Annotated in this window: 13 protein-coding genes; 1 reads left to right on the top strand and 12 read right to left on the bottom strand. The window is 67.9% G+C overall.

Annotated features, from left to right (window positions below; all coding sequences use genetic code 11):
* Position 1: 1 nt before the first annotated feature.
* From ABD188_RS18165 to ABD188_RS18155, 3 genes are read right to left on the bottom strand one after another with little or no spacing between them, the layout of a single operon-like run.
* The gene (locus ABD188_RS18165) at positions 2–2,158 is read right to left on the bottom strand and encodes a phage tail protein I (protein WP_344065629.1); all 2,157 of its coding nucleotides are present in this window, start codon (positions 2,156–2,158) and stop codon (positions 2–4) included.
* Positions 2,158–4,311, bottom strand: coding sequence for a putative baseplate assembly protein (locus ABD188_RS18160; RefSeq protein WP_344065626.1), 2,154 nt, complete (start codon positions 4,309–4,311; stop codon positions 2,158–2,160). The genes ABD188_RS18165 and ABD188_RS18160 overlap by 1 nt, the downstream gene beginning before the upstream one ends.
* Positions 4,312–4,318: 7 nt before the next feature.
* Complete coding sequence (locus ABD188_RS18155) at positions 4,319–4,732, bottom strand: GPW/gp25 family protein (RefSeq protein ID WP_344065623.1); 414 nt, start codon at positions 4,730–4,732, stop codon at positions 4,319–4,321.
* A gap of 117 nt (positions 4,733–4,849) precedes the next feature.
* Here ABD188_RS18155 and ABD188_RS18150 point away from each other — a divergent pair, with 117 nt between their 5' ends.
* Positions 4,850–5,905, top strand: coding sequence for an eCIS core domain-containing protein (locus ABD188_RS18150; RefSeq protein WP_344065620.1), 1,056 nt, complete (start codon positions 4,850–4,852; stop codon positions 5,903–5,905).
* Between the two features lie 156 nt (positions 5,906–6,061).
* Here the strand turns inward: ABD188_RS18150 and ABD188_RS18145 are convergent, their stop codons facing one another.
* The 9 genes from ABD188_RS18145 to ABD188_RS18105 all read right to left on the bottom strand — a co-directional run bounded on the left by ABD188_RS18145 (position 6,062) and on the right by ABD188_RS18105 (position 15,731).
* Positions 6,062–7,585: a hypothetical protein gene (locus tag ABD188_RS18145; protein ID WP_344065618.1), complete on the bottom strand. Its 1,524-nt coding sequence runs from the start codon at positions 7,583–7,585 to the stop codon at positions 6,062–6,064.
* A 95-nt stretch (positions 7,586–7,680) separates the two neighbouring features.
* The gene (locus ABD188_RS18140; protein ID WP_344067238.1) at positions 7,681–8,352 is read right to left on the bottom strand and encodes a phage baseplate assembly protein V; all 672 of its coding nucleotides are present in this window, start codon (positions 8,350–8,352) and stop codon (positions 7,681–7,683) included.
* Positions 8,352–9,437 carry a phage late control D family protein gene (locus ABD188_RS18135; protein WP_344065615.1) on the bottom strand — a complete coding sequence of 362 codons (1,086 nt, stop codon included), beginning with the start codon at positions 9,435–9,437 and terminating at the stop codon, positions 8,352–8,354. The genes ABD188_RS18140 and ABD188_RS18135 overlap by 1 nt, the downstream gene beginning before the upstream one ends.
* On the bottom strand, positions 9,430–9,618 hold the full coding sequence (locus ABD188_RS18130) for a hypothetical protein (RefSeq protein WP_344065612.1): 189 nt from the start codon (positions 9,616–9,618) through the stop codon (positions 9,430–9,432). The genes ABD188_RS18135 and ABD188_RS18130 overlap by 8 nt, the downstream gene beginning before the upstream one ends.
* A gap of 34 nt (positions 9,619–9,652) precedes the next feature.
* Positions 9,653–10,876: a CIS tube protein gene (locus tag ABD188_RS18125; RefSeq protein ID WP_344065608.1), complete on the bottom strand. Its 1,224-nt coding sequence runs from the start codon at positions 10,874–10,876 to the stop codon at positions 9,653–9,655.
* Positions 10,873–11,391, bottom strand: coding sequence for a phage tail protein (locus tag ABD188_RS18120; protein WP_344065605.1), 519 nt, complete (start codon positions 11,389–11,391; stop codon positions 10,873–10,875). The genes ABD188_RS18125 and ABD188_RS18120 overlap by 4 nt, the downstream gene beginning before the upstream one ends.
* Positions 11,381–13,396 (bottom strand): phage tail sheath family protein, encoded by a 2,016-nt coding sequence (locus ABD188_RS18115; protein ID WP_344065602.1) that lies wholly within the window; start codon positions 13,394–13,396, stop codon positions 11,381–11,383. Before ABD188_RS18115 ends, ABD188_RS18120 begins: the two co-directional genes overlap by 11 nt.
* Positions 13,393–13,845, bottom strand: coding sequence for a phage tail protein (locus ABD188_RS18110; protein WP_344065599.1), 453 nt, complete (start codon positions 13,843–13,845; stop codon positions 13,393–13,395). The genes ABD188_RS18115 and ABD188_RS18110 overlap by 4 nt, the downstream gene beginning before the upstream one ends.
* 29 nt (positions 13,846–13,874) lie before the next feature.
* On the bottom strand, positions 13,875–15,731 hold the full coding sequence (locus ABD188_RS18105; RefSeq protein WP_344065596.1) for a phage tail sheath family protein: 1,857 nt from the start codon (positions 15,729–15,731) through the stop codon (positions 13,875–13,877).
* Between the last annotated feature and the right edge of the window lie 2 nt (positions 15,732–15,733).

Here is a 15,733-nt window from a genome sequence, read left to right as displayed (position 1 = left end):
CTCATCCGACACGCACCCCTCCGAGCCTCGTCCCGCTGACCCGGGAGCCCAGAGTCGGCGCGCCTACAGTGCTGCCCTGACCGAGACGGGCACGTCCCATGACGCTGACCGATCGCCCCGGCGGTGGCGCGACGAAGGCTGTGAGCCCGAGACGCAAGCGGCCGACCGGCATTCCGTCTCCCAGTTCGCACACGTCGCCGAGAGTGTGCGAGGGCTTGTGAACGCGGATCAGATCGTCCACGACGTCGCGCTGTTCCGTGCTGAGACAGCCCGGAACGAGGACGGTGAATCGATGCGCGAGGCGCTTGTAGGAGCTCGTGTCGGGATGCTCGCCGCCGATCGTGAAATGGCCCAGCATGCCGGCCTTGACCGTAGTGCCTGCAACCGTCGGAGAGTAGAGCCGGTCCGTCGGATCGAACCCCAGGATGCCCCCGCCGAGCCCGCGGAGGCGCCAGCGCTCGACGATCCGCGCATCTCGCCCGAGATAGAGCCGAAGCATCCGCTCGAGCATCCCGATCGTGCCTCTCCGAGCGAAGAGCTGGTAGACCTCCGCCAGGAGTTCGCGACGAGCGTCCTCGGACCAACGGTCATCGAGGACTATGCCGGCGAACGACGCGAGCCAAGGCAGGAACTCATCGGGTGTCGTGAAGGGGTCGACCAGTATGCGACGTTCGGCGGCCGCGGTGTCGAGATCATGCAGCATCCCCTCCGCGGCCATGAGATATCGGTGCAGGAAGTCTGCCTGCTCGTCGACGCTCGAGAAGAGGCGCGGCAGGGTCGAGAGCAGAGCGTGCCCCGGTCGCTCGACGCGCACAGCACGGACACGCGGGGACGTGCGCTCCGTTCCGGTGAGTACGAGCTGAAGCCACAGATAGCGGCCGGGTGGTGCGGCCACCCCCGTCTCATAGGTTGCCCATTCCGTGCCCGTCACGATGGGGTCCACGGCGGCGAGGGCTCCGACGGCTCCGCGCGGCACAACCGGGAGCGGGTTCGTGTCCTTCATCGCGCTCGAGGAAGGAAGAGGCGGGGTCTCTTCGGGGCTTCGCACACGCGGGATGCCGCGGGCCGGCGTCGACGGCGGCAGCGGGTCGACTACTTCGTCCTCATCGGTCGTCAGCACGCGGATCGTGAGCCCTGTTCCGGTCGGCAGACACGCATCGACGAACACGCGGCCCCAGCGGGTGCGGTAGACGCCGCTGTCGAGCCGATACGTCGTGACGACGCCCTCGCGCGCGTGGCGCGTCTTCGGGCCCTGCGTCGTGCGCGGGGCGGCAGAAGTCGTGTAGACCACGCGACCGTTCGGATCGACGGTGACGGCTCCGCCGTCGTAATCCGCAGCCGCGAGCGGCTCATCCTCGATGAGCGAGTCCTCCCGCTCGGAGAACCGCCGGAAGGGATCTCCTGGTGCGAGTGCGACGACGAGCAGCCCCTCCGGCGTCCCTTCGATGTCGCTGGCAGCGGGGTCCTCGAGGAGCTCCTTTCCTGCGTCATCTGCAACGATGGCGGTGCCGTCGCCTCGCCAGAGCACGACGACTCGGCCCGAGAGGAGCGTGATGCGCGTCGGCTTCATGGACGGGTGTGCGCACGGCCGCCGGAGCGGGCGTATCGTGGCGCACCGTTCCGCGCGACCGTCGACCGCCACGATGCGGTTCGGCGATCGAGTGAGGACCAGCACACCAGGCTTGCCGTCGACGCCGTGCTCGACGAGATCGACGGGACGACCTCGCATCGGCACTCGGCGAATCACGCGTCCGGACCAGAGATCGGCGATCATCACAGCGTGTCCTGCGGACTCGGCGACGTACAGGCGGTCGAGGGTGTCGATCGCCACTCCCGAGGGGTGCCGCAGGGCACCCGGGCAGTTCGCGATCGGTGCATCCTTCCGCGTGGTGGCCTCGACCATGCCGTCCAGCGGGCGCGTGTGCCATGTCCGACACCACCGGTCGTGCGCGATGCCGGAGGCGCACGGTGGATCCGCCTTTTTCTCGGACGGGCCGCATTGTTCGCTCTCGGCATCCCATCGGGACTGCCTCGGTGACGGCACGGGGGTCCAGTCGAGGCCGATTCCGCCGCCTGGCAGCAGCACGGTGTGCTGGTGAGCACACCGCGCCCACTGGTCCTCGTGGGCGATCAACGCGATCCCGCGGTCTCCGTACATCAGCACACCTCCGGCGGGAGAGGTACGGGCGTCTGGGGCGAATCGGCGGGATCCGGCGTAGTCCCCGGCTCGACCGGGTCGCCGCGACTGACGTCGATGGCGACGACTTCGGGCAGCTGCCAGGGCTGCAGCGCGACGGTCTCCTGTTCGATCACGAACCGGGGCGATGTCTTGGTCGCAGGAATAACGAGTGCGAGTCGTGTGCCCATGGCATACTCGACACCCTCGACCTGCACGGCTACTGCCTCGAGTTCGGCGGCGCGCACGGTTCGTCCCAGTGGCCAGCCTCTCCCGTCGGGTCCACTCGGCGGAACGGCGGACAGGTACTGTCGCACGATCGTTTCGACCCAGCGTCGCACCGCGTCGACCTGGTAGCCGGTGCGCACCCGGACGCCGACCGAAACGGCGATCTGAACGTACTCGGGCGGGATGACGTATAGCTCTGCCGTGACAAGTCTGCGCGGCTCGAGGTACATCGCGACCCGGCGCAGCAACCCGATGTCGGGCATCGGCGCGTCCGGGTTGCGAACGTCGACTCTCGGCAGGATGACGACCGTCGTGACGCCCGCGGCCTCGACAGCAGGCGTGTCGGGATGGAACGTCGCCAAGACCTCCGCGCGCGCAACACCCGCGATCTCCTCGGCCAGGTCTCGATAGTCCTCGGTCGAGACGGCGCGATCTCGCCGATGAACCTCAGCGGGGATTGCTGCGAGCGCGTCACGCAGCGGCACCGAGTCGGAACCGCCTTCCGACGGAAAGGGGTTCGTCACCGTCACAGCCGGATGCTTCGGGAGGGACGTGATGGCGCGCGCCGGAAGATTCCCGTCCTTTCCCTTCGAGTACCGATACGACGGCACCCGGACGCGCTCGCCGAGTTGGGGGAATCGCGCGCGGCCGAAGACGACGGCGCCGTTCTCATGGTCGACCGTGAAGTGGCGGTCCTCGAGCTTGCTCCGCGCGAAGTTCTCGACCTCGACCCAATCGGTCCACCCCTCCGGCTCTTCCACCTGGAGGTGCACCGTCTTCTCGAGCACGGGAGAGTGAGTCAGCGGGAATCGCTGGTCCGCATCCCCTGTTCCGGTCCCGAGCAGTTCAGGGGCCGGCGTCTGGGTCTGCTCTGCGGCAACGCAGTTGGCACCGACCCACCGCACTCGCTGGATCGCGTCGCCGATGTCGTTGCCCGCAGGGCGCGTGACCCGCAACCAGGCGATGACCTTCTCGCGGATCCCCTCGTCGTCGATCGGCGGCGGACTGTCGGCGCCGCCATCCCCGAGGCCCCGCAGGCGTGGCAACGTAGGCAGTTCGAGCTTCACGACTCCCGTCGTCACCATGCCGCGAGTCGTGTCGCCGAGCACGGAGAGCGGCACGAGGATCGCGTTGCCATCAGCATCCTTCTGCTCCGTCCACAGCTGCCATAGGGTCGCGGGCGGATCCTCGGTCAGGGCGCCCGCACGCAGAGCCTCGGTCTTGTCCGGAGTGAGCTTGCCGAGCACGGGGGGAGGGTCGAACCTCTCGTCGAAGGCGACGCCGAGAAAGATCGTCCTGCCCGCGAGCGCGGCGAGCTCCGTCGTCTCTTGGGCCAGGAGAGCGACCCACAGGGCGCCGTCCACCTGTTTGCTCACGTCGATCGTCGCCGCCTCGGGCACGCTCGGATCAAGCGACGTGAGCACGGTGCGGTAGAAGGCCGCCTTCGTCGGGTCAATGATGCCCGCGCGGCTGAGTGCATCGGCGCGGCTGTCGGCGGCGCCGTCAGCGGTCTCCGTCTTGCCGGCAGCGACCGCTTCGAGCGGCCAGACGTAGACTTCGTCTTCGGTCTGGAACGACACTTTCCCCGCGGACGCTTCGGAGTCTTTCAGCACCTGTATCCCTGCGGGCACCTCGGTGATGGCCGACAGGATGACGTGGGCGGGCCGTGCGGGTCGAGGCTGTACGCCGAGCAGGCGGAGGAACTCGATGCGTGTCGTCTCGGGGATCTGGTTGAAGCGGTACAGCAGCGACTCACCGAGGTGTGCGAACAGCTCGAGCAGGGCGATGCCGGGGTCGCTCTCGTTGTGGTTGGTCCACTCCGGGGAGTACGCCGGGATGCGGCGCACGAGCTCGTCGCGAAGCTGCTCCTGCGTCCGGTTGTCGAGGATCGGTGCGATCAGTGCCATCGGCGGCTTACCTCAAATAGAAGGGATACACGAGGTTGTCCGGTCGGAGGTCGGCCCGGCGCACGTACGCGATGTCGACCCACACGAGGTAGGGGTCGTCGCCTTCGGTCACCGCCACTTCGGTCAGCTGGACGCGCGGCTCCCACGTCTCGAGTGCCGAGCGGATGTCGGACTCCATCGCCGTGCGGGTGGTGAGGTTGTTCGGTGCCATGAGATAGCGCCGCAGCCCGCACCCGAAGCCCGGCAGCATGATGCGCTCGCCCGGCTCAGTGTCGAGGATCGTCGTGACGGACTGCCGGATCAGCTCCATTCCGTCGAGCCACGCGAGCTTCGCGCTCTTCTGCGCGTTCGGCTCGCTCGGTTCGGGAAGGAACGGAAGCCGGATGCCGGTGCCTGTCCAACGATCGACCACGTCCACCATGGCTCGATCGTCGCGCGTGGGGCGTCACGGGGGCGTTGCGCGGAGCCGGTTTGTGGTGCGGGCGGCGGCAAGAGGCGAGCCATTGCCCGTCAAGCAGGCGAGGGCTACCCTGTGGGCATGCCTCGCACCTCAGCGCGGGTGCAGCATCGGCCCGCGCCGCGTTCCTCCCTCCTGCTCGACGACCGCGAGGGCTCGGCAGAACGGGCGGCGCACGAGGCGACTGAGCACCTCGATGGCGGAGGCCGACTGGCTCGGTCCCTCAGTGGTCTTCCGTCGCCGACGGCCGAGCCGGCCCCGTCATCCGTCCGAGATACGGTGCGCGAGCCGGGGCGACCGCTTGCTTCGGCCGATCGCGTCGAATGGGAGTCCCGCTTCGGCGCGGACCTGAGCACCGTGCGCATCCACGAGGGCGCCCGCGCCGCCCGGTCGGCGCGGGACGTCGATGCCGCGGCCTATGCCGTCGGAAGCCACGTTGTGTTGGGCGGATCCATGCCAGAGTCGCACACGCGGTACGGTCGACACCTCCTCGCTCACGAACTCGCCCACGTCGTCTCATCCGGCGCGGCCGGCCAATCAATCGTTCAGCGCTATCGTCCCAAGGGATCGTTCGCATTCGGCGAGCGCGACACCCTGGCGCTCGTGGAGCGCGGGTTCGACGTCAAGACCGACAAAGAGACGAAGCCCTGGATCCAGCTCGTCGAGGTGGAGTTCACGGGCACCAACACCGACGTCGACGGCGCTGTCTTCTCCACAGGGACGGCCACGGTGAGCTACTACGGCAACGCCGTCAAGCTCCCGGGCTTCGTGCTGTCGATTTCCGCGGGGTCTGCCGGTATGCGAACGGATGCCGGTTCCTTCACTGTCTCTCGCATCGAGGGGTTCGGCTACAACAGTGGCAGCGCGTCTGGCACCCCCGGCGTCGACTTCAAGTGGTCTGACCGTGAAGGACCGAACAAGCGGTACACGAAGAAGGACTCGACTGGCTTCCGTGCCTCGAACATGAGTTTCGCGGTCTTCTACAACAAGGGCGAAGCGTTGCACGCCGGCCCGCTCGACCTCACGTCGCACGGCTGCGTCCACGTCGACTGGGGCAATGAGGACGCGATAAAACAGCTGAACTACCACAGCGTCATCGGGCTCACGAAGGTGAAGGTCTCCTACAAGGGTCCGTGACTGGCCGAGCAGGCGTCCCGATGAGCGTCGTGCTCGGCGAAGCACGCCGATCTCCTGGTCGGCTGACTGACCAAACGACTCGTCCTGCGTTGCTCAAGGTGCGGCGGATCAGGGGGTGAAGCGCAGGGTTGGCATCGGGACGGCGCAATGCGTCAGTCAGTGCACCGGTGCCGGCACGGGGCACAGCGGGTCTGACGGACTCACCTCGTGGGGGAGCGGTGTCGGTTGCGAGGCATCCCGCGGATCCGTGCTGACGATCAGGGCGTGAGTCATCTTCGAGTCGTTCTTGAAGACGAAGGCGCCGCTCGGGTCCTTCGCCGCGGCGAGTTCGTCCGCCCAGCCGCCGGTCACGGGCACGTCGCGAAGGTCCGTGCCGAGTGCGATGTCGAGCTCGGCGGCGAGCGTCGCGTTCCATCCCGCGCCTCCGATCACCTTGCCCGTCGCGAGGAAGTCGGCGACCGCGGAGAAACCCACCCGAGGTGGGATGCAGAAGCGCAGGGCGAGCAGCCACCAGAGCTGGAAGAGCAGGACGACGATCGGGAGGAACATCAGGAACAGGAAGAACGCGACGATGAAGAACAGCTCGACGGCGAAGGTGCAGATCGCCGCTCCCGCTCCGATGCGTCCCTCGCCCGACTTCGGCATCCCGCCGCCAAACGGGTTGAACTTCATCTGCGAGTCCGGTGGCGTCACGATCCGGATGCCGCCCGGTCCCTGCTTCTCAGCCGCTCGTGCGGCGAGGCGCCGGAAGTCGGGGAGGGTGATCGTGACGGTGCGGTTCTTCGTGCCCGCCGGATCCATCGGATCGGCGAGTCGGAACGGCTCCGTCGGCGCGCTGACCCACGTGAGGGGAGGGCAGCCCTCACGGGTCTCCTCGACGACGCACTCGATCTCGTAGATGGCGTGGTCGTCGAGCTTGCGCTCGATCACCGGCGGTCGTCCTCCGGGCTGCGGTGCGAGCCAGTGCTCGCCCGAGTACGTCGGGATGACCCCGAACCACAGCGAGCGCGATCCGGGCCCAGTCGGTCCGGCATCCTCCGCGCACTCCGCATCCCTCTCGCGAACAGGCAGCCGCGTCATCCGGATGATCTCCTCATGCTCGCCCTCGAGCACGGCGTCGGTCTGGTCGCACACGGTGCGCCAGCGGCCGCCGCCCTTGGGCGACACCAGCCATTGCTGGACGTCGGTATGGCAGTCGATCTCGGCGAGATCCGCGGCGTGATCCTCCTCGAACCGGCGGCGCCATGCGGCATCCGCCCACCACACGTCGCGGACGTCGTTGCTCGTGGGGACGCACGCGCCGAGGCCCTGTTGCTTGGCGAGCTCGGCGACGAGATTCGCGGCCACCCGTCGTGCAGGTCGTCCCTTCCGAGTCAGCGACGTGTGCAGTCGCCGCGTGCGGAAGCCCACCGTTATCTCATCGTGGTGGCCGGCGCGCGGCAGGCCGGGAACGTCGCAGAAGACCTCGACGACGACGACATAGAACCGCTCGTGAAGGGGCTGATAGAGCTTGCGAAGGTTCGTCCTCACGAGTCGGGATGTTGCAAGACGGAGTCGCGTGTCGTCCGTCGGACCGGGGGTCACCGGCACCGGGTAGGTCCAGACGTCGTCGTCGCCGAACCCGGAGCTGTCGGCCGGATCCACGAGCAGCCGGTCGACGAAGTCCGAACTGTCGTACATCTGGATCCGCGGCCGTTGCGCAAGCGGTGACCGAAGGTCGATCTTCTCCCGGGCCCGGCAGTACCAGGGAGAGCGCATGACGTACCCGACGTCGCTCACCAGAGATTCCCCACTCCTGAGCTGTAGACCGGCGACTTGACCGATACATCCGTCTCCAGTGCAAGGCACTTGATGATGCCGGTGAACGTCGATGTCGGTGCATCCACCTTCAGCGACGGCGCCGAGACCTTGACGACGGTGTTGGCTGTGATGTCGATGCCGCCCGAGGCGTTGAGCGTGATCTTGCACCCGTTTATGTGCGTGATCGTGATCTCTTGTGGCGCCTCGTTGAGCACGACTTTGTGACCGCTCTTGGTCGTGATGCTGATCTTCGGAGACCCGGCCGTGTCGTCGAACTCGAGGCGGCTGTCTTCCCGCGTGCGCAGCACTCGGATGTTGTTCGGCGAGGCGGGGGACTCGGGCTGACCCGCCTTTCCGTTCCACGCGGCACCGACGATGTACCCGCGGCGGAAGTCGCCCGCCTCGAACGCCACGACGACTTCACTGTCGACCTCGGGCATGATCTGCAGGCCCTGGTCCTTATCGGCGTAGGGCGAGCACAACGTCGCCCATCCCCGCACATCCCGGTCGCCCTCGGTGCCGAGCGACGGGTACTTCACTTGCACACGGCCAAGGTGCGCAGGGTCATCGGTGATCTTCGTCACCAGCGCCGGATAGACCCCGAAGAATCGAGGTCCCTGTCCATCGGCCGGTTCTGGAAGACCCATCACGCGGCCTCGTTCAGCGTCGCGCGCTCGGCCTCGAACGAGGTCCGAAGTCCGCGCACATTGTCGTAGGTATGGGTCACCTGCGTGACGTAGTAGCCGTCGCCGTCGAAGGGCTTGCCGACGAGCTCGAGTCGCAGCTGGCTGCCGACGGTGAGCTGGGGCATTCCTCTCGTGAGTCCGCGCGCTGTCACGAAGCGTCGCGCGCGTCGCAGCATCTCGGCGCGTGCCCACGCCGAAGCCTCTGCGGTGGTCTGCGGAACCTCGCGGACGCGGATGCCGGCGCTCGCCCCGAGTGCCTTCTCGAGCACTTTCGGTCCGGTGCGACCCGGGGATGCTTCGGCCTCGATCGTGTCGGCACCTGCACGCTCGTCGATGACGGCTTTGGCTCGCGCGTCGTACCCGCCGACCGTGACGTCCGTGCGCTGGTGCGCGAGGTCGGCCGAGATCCGGCACGTGAGGAGGTCCGAGCCGTGTGTGAGAGTGATCTTCTCGCCGCGGCGCGCGGGCCGATCGCTGAAGTGGAGCGTGCGGCCGGAGCACCACACGTCCGTCTGCAGCAGACGCGCACGCTCGCGGAGGAAGGCGAGGTCGCTCTGGTTCACCTGCTGCAGGACGTCGTACTGGGGGCCTTCAGCGGACACGTCGGCGTCGAGCCCGTGCTCCTGCGCGATTCGGCGGACGACGTCCGCATCCGTCACATCCGTGTATGTGCGCATGCGCCGGGTCATCCGCAGCCGCATGAGCCGATCCTCTGCGAGCATGACGACCCGGGGTGGCTCGCTGTCGCCCAGCACGACTTCGAGGCCCGAGACGGCGCCCTCGAACACGACGAACTGGTTCCCTTCGCCACCGACCGCGACCTCGATGTCAGTCCCGAAGTCGAACTCGCTGCCGTCCACGTGGAGCATCAGTCCGGGCGGGCCGGGAGCACCGATCCCACTCGCGACGAACTGCGCCTCCATCGTCCGCAGTCCCTCGACGCCCTCGTCGATCACGAGCCGCACGCAGTCGCGAGCGAGAGCGCCGACCGCTTCGCGCGCGATGGTGAAGACCGGCGAGGCGAGGGCGAGGAGCGACTCAGTCATCGAAGTCCTCCGCGCACACCCGGCTGCGGAGCCTCAGGATGTGGGCCTGCATGCCTCGCCACTCGTCCTCGCGGACCCCGGGGTATTGCGGGGCGCCACTGCCGGCGGCATCCGATGCATCGGTCGTGGGTCCGCGGGTCCCCGAGAGTTCGGTGTGGATCTCGCCGACGTGCACGGCCATCGCGGTGACCTCTCCAGGAGTCGTGACGGCAGTCTCACCTCCGGAGCGTCGCCGCAGCGTCACCGGATACGCGGGCGCGAAGGGGGATGCCGCGGCCGTACGTCAGGCTGCGACTGTCGGGCTGGATCGCGGCGCTCGCTCTGGCCTGCCCCCCTGCGACGACGGACCCCTCGGGCACAGCGAAAGATGCGCGGGCGCTCGCCTGCGCCGCAAGCGCGGTGTCTGCGTCGACGCGCGCGCTTGCTCGGGCGATGCCTCCCGCCTCCGCGAGCACGAACCCGGCGGTCGCCTCGGCAGCCGCGCCGCGCCCGAGCGCGCCTGCGCCCTCGAGGCCGAGTGCCGCCCGCGTCACTGCGGCGTCGACACCGGCGGATGCCGTGAAGCCCCCGCCCGCGCTGATTCCCGCCGATGCGGTGAAGCCGGCGCCGGCGCCGGCTCCGATGCCGGCAGACGCGGACGCGGAGGCGCCGAGCTGGACTTGCGTGCCGGCATCGAGGGCCAGCGGGCTGTCGAGGCCGGCCATCGCGGATCGCCACGTGGCGGGATCGGCGTCGAGTCGCGTCAGCAGCTGCTGAACGCTCTCACCCGCGCGCGCGAGCGCGGTCGAGATGGGATTCGGCGACGGGGGTGAGCCGGGACCGTTTCCCGGCGGCGGACTCGGGGTCCCCGCACCCCCGGGCGCGTTCGGATTCGTGGCTCCCTCGGGTCGAGCGGCTGATGCAGCATCACGTGCACCGGTGCCGACCTCGTTGGCGTCCCATTCCGGGTTCTGCTCGGTTATCGTCACCGACACCTTGGCGCGCAGCGGCGTCCCACTCGGGGCGAAGTAGTCGAGGTCCTCCGTGAGCTGAGTCACTATCCCCTGGAACATGAACGCGCCCCACTGGAACCGGACCGCCGGCGGTGGCTTCTTGGGGTCCTCCCGCGTCGGCTCGATGAACTGGCGGACGATCCGCGTGTAGTCCCGCACGTCCTTCGGATTCCCGCTGGGGCCGGCCTCCTCGGCCGTATCGAACTCGAGGTCGAACGAGAGGGTGGCCGGCTGCGCGGAGAATGCCTGCCTCTTCTGGGTATTGGTCGTCGAGCCGCCCTTGTCGATGTTGTTCGAGCGAGACATCTTGAGGCTCGTGGGGTTGAACTGGACCTCGAACTTCGCCTTCTCAGGCGAGCCGTCGACGACGTACGTCTTCGGGCCCTTCTTGCCCGATGCGGGCCCATCCTTCAGCCGCGTCAGGGTGGCTGGTTCGAGCTTGGTCATTTCTTCTCCACCACCATCCGGAGACCCTCATGGACGATGTGAAGCTCTTCGATCGCGATCTCACCCGTCTTCGCGTTGAGGGTCGGACCGGTGACCTTCTGCGGCAAGCCGCGATCGAATGTCCACGTCGCGAGCGGTGTCATCTGCTTGTTGGGAGCCACGATCTCGATACGCCCGTCATAGCGGGTGACGGGAAGCACTCCGCTCACCATCCGCGTGAGCCACATCCAAAGGTCGGAGTTGGCGCGCGAGTGGGCATCGGCCGAGAACATGCCCCGTTTCAGCACGATGGGCGCCAGTTTCACCCGTCCCACGCGACGGATGACCCCGTCGTTCCGGCCGCCTTCGAGGTACTCCTTGACATCGGCTTCGAGCTCGAGTCCGCTGCATTCGGCGAACGCGCCCCCCGTGCCGAGGACGGCCGGAGCCGGATCGTCGCCCGATCCCGGTCGAGTCGTGGACCTGGTGAGCCAGACATTGAACTTGAATGCGGAGAGGAGGAACTCATCGCCCATCGCGCACCACCGTCAGCGAGCCGTCGGGATCGCGGGCGATCCGCACGAGGATGTACTCCAAGGGAACGGCGGGGGCCACGCCGATCTCGGCGATGAGCCGGCCGAGCGCCTGGGATTCGGGCGGATTCAGATCGTCCCCGCACCGCACGAAGAAGGAGTCGTCCTCCGTCCGCCCGGCGAAGGCCCCCTGCCGTGCGAGGTCGCGAAGAAGCGACGTCACCATCTGCCGGAGCCTTTCTCGCAACTCGGCCGTGTTCGGCTCGAAAGCCAGGTCGGCGCACTGCCGCTGCAGCGTCAGACGCAGCATCGTCATCAGGCGCCGCACCGACAACTGCCGGTAGTCGGGATCCGTCGAGAGGGTCCGCGCAGCCGAGAGCCGGAATCCGTCGCGTTCGGCACGATAGACGTTGATCCCCAGTGCATGGAGGTTGTCATGCGCGGCATCCGTCACGACTGCCTCCGCACGCACCGCCCCTGCCGCGAGCTCGTTGGCCGGCCCCCACGACAGGCCGAGCCTCGACTCCCGTTCCGCGATGATGCCTGCCGCGTACGCGGACGGCGGCAACGGGATGGCGCGTCCGTCCACCGGATCCGCGACCGCGAGCCATGGGTGGTATGCGGCGGCATAGCTCGTGTCGAAACGCGACCGCCACTCGGCGATCTGAGCGACCGACAGCTGGTCCGGGACATCGAGCAGCGCGACGAAGCGCCCGCACGCGCGGGCGAGCTCGACAACCCGCTCCTGGCGTGCCGCGAGCTTGTCGAGGTCGTCGGCGTTTCGCGCGTCGAGCCCGCCGCCGACCGAGACCACCGTGTGGAAGTCGGTCTGAGGCTCGTCCGCCGCGCACGAGCGGCATCGGCATGGGAGCGGCTTCAGCGGATGATGCGTCGGCGGTTCAGGAACGGGTGCATAGCCGTCCCACGTGAGGTCAGGGACGCAGAGCAGTCCGATCTCGCGGACGCGCGCCATGCGATCCACGCCCACATGAGGGTCGGGATCGTCCGGTCCGGAGTCCTCGTCGATCGTGTGGAAGTCGACGAAGCCGGGGTCGAAGAACGCGCTGCCGTCGATCAGAGGCGAGCGGTCGCCACCCTTTCCGATGAGCTCGGCGTCGATCGGCGACAGCTCCGGTGGCGGTGCGAAGTCGAGGTCCGACCAGTCGTCCACGGGAGCAAGGAGATGTCGTCGTGCCGCGGCATCCCCGTCCGTCCGGGCGGGGCGGCCTTCCATCAGAACGGTGTGTATCCACCGCGGATGATCAGGGCGGAGCCCCAGTCCCCCGAGGTACTCACCGCCGAGGTCCGGCCGCGAGAGGTCATCGATCTGCAGGGCGCCCGTCACGACGTCGACTTTGGCGCGGGTGCCGGCGACGAGCGCCGCCGCCTCATCGAGACGCACCGGCTGGGGCGAGCCACGCGGGAGCCGGGCGTCCACCGATGCCACCCACCGCATCGCCGGATCGACGACGGCGTCAGGGTGCCTCAGCCGCAGCAGCGATCCCGCCGGCGCGTTCGCTCCCGGGGGCAGCACGAGGACACCGTCGTCGCGGACCTCCGCCTCCAACCGCTGGTCGACGCGGTAGTGGAGCCTCACGACGAGTCGATTCCCCCAGAGGCCCTCGTCCGCGGCGATCAACGACGCTTCCTGGCCGCTCGGCAGGGTGAGCCGGAATCGCGCGGTGGCGTCGAGCGACGTCGGGCCTTCGTCTCCGTGCGGAGCGACCCGCAGCACGTAGGCCGCCCGACCGCCCTGCCGGAAGAAGGTCGACACTGCGTAGGGCAGCATCCGGAGCGGACCTCCGGGCGTCCGTTCCAAACCGCCGAAGAGACGTTCGAACTCCGACCAGCGCTCGATGCGAACCGGCTCGTCCACGGGTCCTCGCAAGGCCACACCGACGAACCCCGCGATGTCGAGCCGCTCCGGCCGCAGGACAGTCCTCGTCCGCGGCTGAGCAAGGTACACGCCGGGGTGCCCCGGCGCCCCGGAGGCCGTCGTGACGATCACGAGTTGAAGTCGATCCGCTCGGCGACGAGGTGGATCTCCTCCATCGCCACCTCGCCACCGCCCTTTCCTGCGAGCGTGGGCCCGACCCACTTCTTCGGCTGAGCGCGGTGGAGCACCCACGAGCAGACATCGTTGCGCCCCTCGTCCATCAAGGTGATCGTCACCGTGCGCGGGTCGAGGTCGCCCTCTCGCTGCGACTTCAACCACAGGAAGAGACTGAGATCGCCGATGACGCCCCGCTTGAGGGTCACATCATCCGTGCTGTTGATGTTGGGAACCTTGCGCACATGGTTCTCGCCCTCATTGCCATTGCGGTACTCCGAGTATTTGATCTCGTTCCCGAGCCCGCTCACGTCGGAGAAGCCACCGACGATCTGATCTTCACCGCCCTGATCGCCCAGCTTCACGAGGAAGTTGAAGGCGCCGTACGGATTGTCCCGAGTTGCCATGAGTCACCTGCCTTTCACTTCGGTGCACGTCAGCTCTGCTGCGAGTCCGCAGTCCATTGCCCGATGCGGAAGATCACGAACTCCGCCGGATATGTGGGGGCGACGCCGATGAGGCAGATCATGCGTCCGTTGTCGAGATCGTTCTGGGTCATCGTCGTGCGGTCGCACCGCACGAAGAACGCTTCCTCGGGCTTCGTGCCCATGAGGGCGCCCGTTCGCCAGACCGTGACCAGGAAGTCTTCGACCGACTGGCGGATCGACGCCCAGAGGCGGTGGTTGTTGGGTTCGAAGACCGCCCATTGAGTAGAACGTTCTATCGAATGCTCGAGGAACAGGAACAGCCGGCGCACATTGACGTACTTCCACTCCGGATCCGAGCTCATCGTCCGGGCGCCCCACACGCGATTCGCTCGGCCCTCGAAGAAGCGCAGGGCGTTGATGCCTTCCGGATTGAGCACGGATTGCCGGTCGAACGTGACATTCTGCTTGAACCCCACGATGCCCCGCACGACTTCGTTGGCCGGCGCTTTGTGCACGCCGCGCTCGATGTCGCTGCGTGCGTAGATGCCTGCCGTGAAGCCGCTCGGCGGAAGTTGGATCAGCGGCGGGGGGGCTCCGGGATCGGGCCGCGCGGTGGGATCGACGATGTCCATCCATGGGTAGTAGAGCGCCGCGTACGAGGTGTCGAACTGCGCTCTGAACTCCCTGACCTTCGAGATCGAGCTGTCCTTGGGCGGGTCCACGATGCCGATCCGGTAAGCCCCTGGCGCGCAGTGCTCGATGAGGTCGTTCGTCGCCGTCACCTGCTCCGCCTTCGCTAGCCGGACGGCGTCGGGCGACGCGACGATCGCGATGTCCTCGACCTCCGCGAGGGCGCCGAGACCCACCGCGGCTCGCGACGGATCGTCAGGATCCGATTCGCGACCCTTGATGACGGATGCCGTGAGCCCGGTGCCCTCGCCGCCGAGCGTCAGGTAGCCGCCGATGCCCGAGCTGAGGGTCAGAAGGCCCGCAAGCACATCCGCGGGCGACGCCGGGGCGGCCCCAGGGTCGAACCACACGACCGCCATCTCATCCGCCGGTTCACCGGAGCGGAGCACATTGACGATCGAACGGGGGTTCGTGCCCGACGGATCCACCTCGAGCCCCGGGTAGGAGTCGAAGCGCCCGCCCCACCGCACGTCGACGGTCACGGTGAGGCGGAACGCCGACTGCGTTCCTGGAGGCACGGCCTCCACAGTGCCGTCTGCCTTCCGCAGGCCGACTGTCGTGGCGTTGAGCGCGTCCACGATGCGAAGCGCGGCCGTGTTCGGCGGATCGTCGTCCTTCGGGACGGTGTTGTCGGAGAACAACTCGATCAACGCGCCGGGTCGGACTCCCTTGAGCGTTCCGCTGAACACGTTCTTGCTTCGCTTCAGCCGTACCGACACCGACATCCCTTGGGCGGCGACACCGGGCCAGCGCGCGCGGAAGGTCCCGACGACGGGGGTTCCCACCGCCAACTGTGCGAGGTTCTCGGTGAGCCCGATCGCAGTCGCGTCGTTCGGATCAGGTGTGAAGGGGAACACGCGGGCGACGTAGAGTCGACGCCCGCCGTTCGCGAAGAACGCGCGCGCGGCAAACGCGAGATAGTTCGTCGTGTCCGTGAGCGTTCCGACAGGATCGAGCCCTCCGAACGCCCGCTCGAACTCGGCGAAACTCGTCACGAGGGTCGCGCTCGGTGTCATCGTCAGAACGCGGTTCCCGGGAAGCGTCGCAATGTACGGCACAGGGCCGTACCGGGTCAGCCCCGCCATTCCGAACGTGGACGTGGCGACGCCCTCGATCGAGCGCGAGCGGAAGCTCGTCTCCTCGACGTAGACGCCTGGGGTCAGGTACTCGGGCATGC

This window comes from Microbacterium pumilum (assembly GCF_039530225.1).
Taxonomy (GTDB): domain Bacteria; phylum Actinomycetota; class Actinomycetes; order Actinomycetales; family Microbacteriaceae; genus Microbacterium; species Microbacterium pumilum.
Note: the sequence above shows the minus strand (reverse complement) of the source record. Positions and strands in the feature narration are given on the sequence as shown.